The following is a 3,920-nucleotide window of genomic DNA, read 5'->3' on the forward strand; positions in this document are numbered from 1 at the left end:
GACAGGCCCTGCGGGCAAGTGAGATCGAGGCCGAGGTCGAGATCGAGGGACAGGGCCGTAGGCCCTAAAGATCTAGATCTAGATCTAGGTCTAGGTCCAGGTCTAGACCTCCAGCGGCTCTGCCGCGAGTGTGTGGCTGAGCTGCATGGGCACGTATGGGGCTTCTGGCTCCTGGAAATACTCAGCAGTCTGCGGCGCTCCAACGATTCGACGGGAAAACTGTCATGCCGCAGGCTGATCAGTTTCCCTGGCAGCTGGAAGCCCCCACCCGTTCGCATGACATCAAGCCATCCGACCGCGGCGTGGCGGCTCCTTTTGCCATTCCCTTTCTCCCATGGTAGAATAATCATGGATTCTTATGGAGGCGTGTATGAGTGAATTTCTTCCCCATGTATACGGGCAGGAAAAGGTAAAGAAAGAACTCTCCCGACTGCTGGAGGAGGACCGGCTGCCCCATACCCTGATTTTCTACGGAGACGAGGGGCTGGGGAAGACTACGGCGGCCCTGGACCTGGCGGCGGCGCTGGCGGGGACGGGGGAGGATCTCCCGGCGGCGGTGGAAGCGGTGCCGGAGGAGGAGTGGAAGAAGATGCCCGCCCTCACCCTGGCAGGGGAGCGGGTATGGTATCTCTATCCCCAGGGCATGGAGCTGAAGATCGAGCAGTTCCGGGTATTCCTTACGGCCATGGCTTCTTTTGATGAGAAGCCCCATGTGTGCATTATCGATGAGGCCCAGACCATGATGGAGCCTGTGGCCAATTCCCTCCTGAAGACCCTGGAGGAGCCGGAAGGAAATATCCATTTCATCCTCATCACCCATGACCTGGATGCCCTGCTTCCCACCATCGTTTCCCGGGGGGAACGGTTCGGCTTTTATCCCCTTTCCCGGAAAGATTACCATGACCTCATTTCAGCGTATCCGAAGAAATTTACATTTCCCCGGGGTATGGCGGAGGACGACCTTTTCCAGATGTCCGAGGGAAATCCGGGGATTACCCTGGAGGTCTGCGATGAGAAGGGGAGCGCCCAGCCCGGCAGCGCCATGGATTTCTGGGAAATCATGACTGACGGCGTGGCTCCCTTTGCCCGGGAAAGTACGGTGGTCTTCAAAGACTGGAAGGATTTCCTGAAGATGATCCGCTGGATTTCCCTGGTGGGCCGGGATATTATGGTGCTGGCGGAGACCGGGGATTCGTCCCTGGTGCGGTGCCGCTCCATAGCTGCCAGGGAGGCAGCCGTCGCGCCCCGTTGGGGAGAGGGCCGGGGGGAAGAGGCTGTGAAAGTGCTGAAGACCGCGGAAACCGCTGTTTCCCGGTATATCAATATAAAGAATGTATGGGACATGGTTCTCATTGAATTAGAAAAACTGCAGAAAGGCGAAAAGACATGGAACAGGTAATCGGTGTCCGCTTTAAGCCGGCCGGTAAAATTTATTATTTTGATTCCAACAACCTCGACATCCATCTGGATGACGGGGTCATTGTGGAAACGTCCCGGGGCAAGGAATACGGGTATGCCGTCCTTTTCCCGAAGAACCCGAAAATCGAGGGCGATGATCCCTTAAAGCCCATCATCCGGAAGGCCACCATGAAGGATATGGCACAGCTGGAGCGGAATAAGGAACGGGAGAAGTCGGCCTTCGGTATCTGCCTGAAGAAAATCGAGAAGTACAAAATCCCCATGAAGCTGCTCCGGGTGGAGTATACCTTTGACCGGAATAAGATCGTCTTCTTCTTCACTTCTGAAGGCCGGGTGGATTTCCGGGAACTGGTGAAGGACCTGGCTTCCGTTTTCCATACCCGCATCGAGCTCCGGCAGGTGGGGGTACGGGATGAGGCGAAGCAGGTATCCGGCATCGGCTCCTGCGGACGGCCCCTCTGCTGCGCTACGTTCCTCGGGGAATTTGCGCCGGTTTCCATCAAGATGGCGAAGAACCAGGGCCTTTCCCTGAATCCTTCGAAGATTTCCGGCGTCTGCGGCCGTCTCATGTGCTGTCTGCGCTATGAAAATGACCAGTACGAAGGGGACACGAAGAAAAAGCGGTGCTGCATGGACCGGAAGAAGGGACCCCTTTTCCGGGTGGGCATGAAGGTGGTCACCGAAGAAGGCAGCGGCCAGGTCATTTACGTGAACAGCCAGAAGCACACGGTGAAGGTGCAGCTGGAAGGACAGAAGACGAAGATTTTCCCCTGGGATGAAGTGGAGAAGGAAGAGAATGGCTGATTGGCAGCTGAAGGAAGGGGAGCGGCTGGACGACCTCGTGCGGGATGGGATGAAGCTCATCCAGCGGCCGGACCAGTTCTGCTTCTCCGTGGATTCGGTGTTGCTGGCCCATTACCCCGCCATCCGGCCGAAAGAGCGGATCGCGGACCTGGGCACCGGCACCGGGGTTATCGCCCTCCTCATGTCCGCCCTGGGGGGCCGGGATATTACGGCCTTCGAGGTGAATCCGGTGATGGCGGACCTGGCGCGCCGCAATGTGGCAGGAAACCATAGGGAAGATGTGATTTCCGTGGTGGAAGGGGACTACCGGGAGGCAAAGAAGGCCTTCCCTTCGGGGTCCTTTTCCCTGGTGGTGGTGAACCCGCCGTACCGGGAAGTGGGCAGCGGGAAAATGAGCGGCATGAAGGGCGTGGCCAGCGCCAGCTACGAGCTGAATGCCACGCTGGAAGAAGTATTTCACACGAGCCGGTATCTTTTAAAATATGGCGGACGGCTGGCCATGGTGCATCGGGCCGACCGGACGGCGGACCTCATCGCTTTGGGGAGAAAGTATGGCATGGAACCAAAGAGGATGCGGTTTATTTATGCCCGGAAAGGGCACACGGCGGTCAGGGTGCTCATGGAATGGAAATACGGCGGCCACCCGGAGCTTACGGTGGAGCCGCCGCTGCTCCTGCACAATGATGACGGTTCTTATACCGACGAAGTCCTGGCCATCTACGGGAAGGAGACACCATGAAGGAACTGACAGCAGGTACTCTGTACCTGGTACCGACACCTATAGGAAACCTGTCGGACATTACGGAAAGGGCTGTGGAAATCCTGAAGCAGGCGGATATCATCGCCTGCGAAGACACAAGGCACACGAGGATCCTCCTGGACCATCTGGGCATCGGGGGCCATGTGGTGTCCTACCATGAACACAATAAAAAAGAGGCGGGACCGAAGCTTATTGAAGAACTGGAAGCAGGAAAGACGGTGGCCCAGGTCAGCGATGCCGGTATGCCGGTGATTTCGGACCCCGGGGCGGATCTGGTCCGTCTCGCCATTGCGGCGGACATCCCCATCGTCCCCCTGCCGGGACCCAACGCGGCCCTGACGGCCCTGGTGGCATCGGGCCTGGATGCCAGGCAGTTCGTATTCGTAGGATTCCTGCCGAAAATCACGGCGAAGCGGAAGAAACTCTTAGGGGACCTGGAGAAGGTGCCCTTTACCCTCATCTTTTACGAGGCGCCCCATCGGATCAAAGAGACCATGGACACCCTCATTAAAGCCCTGGGGGACCGGAAAGCGGTCACCGCCCGGGAGCTCACAAAGAAATTTGAAACATTCAACCGGGGCACCCTCACATCCCTTCGGGAAGGCATGGACATAGAAGACCCGAGAGGGGAATACGTGATCCTTGTGGAAGGATGGAACCATGACATGGCGGCAGAAGAAGACAGCGCCACCAGCTGGCAGGAAAAGGCCCTGGAACTGGCAAAGACCATGCCCGCCAAAGAAGCGGCCCGGGAAATCGCCACTGCCTTCCATATGGGAAGGCGAGAGGTGTACCAGTTTTTAATTAAGAATTGAGATTTGAGTGAAGAGAATTGAGGTCTAGGGAAGCGCTGATTAATTCGCAGAGTCAGATTTCATTCTTGGATTTTTATGCACTGCTTCGTCATAACTCGGCCAAGAATAAAAGGAAGGCGCTT

The 3,920-nt window shown here is 57.1% G+C and carries 4 protein-coding genes; all 4 read left to right on the forward strand.

Annotated features, from left to right (window positions below):
- Nucleotides 1–370 precede the first annotated feature (370 nt).
- Genes QZR21_RS08455 through rsmI form a run of 4 tightly spaced genes read left to right on the forward strand, consistent with a single transcriptional unit; the run spans nucleotide 371 to nucleotide 3,798 of the window.
- On the forward strand, nucleotides 371–1,399 hold the full coding sequence (locus QZR21_RS08455) for an AAA family ATPase (RefSeq protein WP_296974919.1): 1,029 nt from the start codon (nucleotides 371–373) through the stop codon (nucleotides 1,397–1,399).
- On the forward strand, nucleotides 1,387–2,223 hold the full coding sequence (locus tag QZR21_RS08460; RefSeq protein ID WP_296974921.1) for a stage 0 sporulation family protein: 837 nt from the start codon (nucleotides 1,387–1,389) through the stop codon (nucleotides 2,221–2,223). The genes QZR21_RS08455 and QZR21_RS08460 overlap by 13 nt, the downstream gene beginning before the upstream one ends.
- Nucleotides 2,216–2,962 (forward strand): tRNA1(Val) (adenine(37)-N6)-methyltransferase, encoded by a 747-nt coding sequence (locus tag QZR21_RS08465; RefSeq protein ID WP_296974925.1) that lies wholly within the window; start codon nucleotides 2,216–2,218, stop codon nucleotides 2,960–2,962. Before QZR21_RS08460 ends, QZR21_RS08465 begins: the two co-directional genes overlap by 8 nt.
- Nucleotides 2,959–3,798 (forward strand): 16S rRNA (cytidine(1402)-2'-O)-methyltransferase, encoded by an 840-nt coding sequence (gene rsmI, locus QZR21_RS08470; RefSeq protein WP_296100235.1) that lies wholly within the window; start codon nucleotides 2,959–2,961, stop codon nucleotides 3,796–3,798. Before QZR21_RS08465 ends, rsmI begins: the two co-directional genes overlap by 4 nt.
- The last annotated feature ends 122 nt before the right edge of the window (nucleotides 3,799–3,920 follow it).

The sequence above is a fragment of the uncultured Dialister sp. genome, from assembly GCF_900541605.1.
Taxonomy (GTDB): domain Bacteria; phylum Bacillota; class Negativicutes; order Veillonellales; family Dialisteraceae; genus Dialister.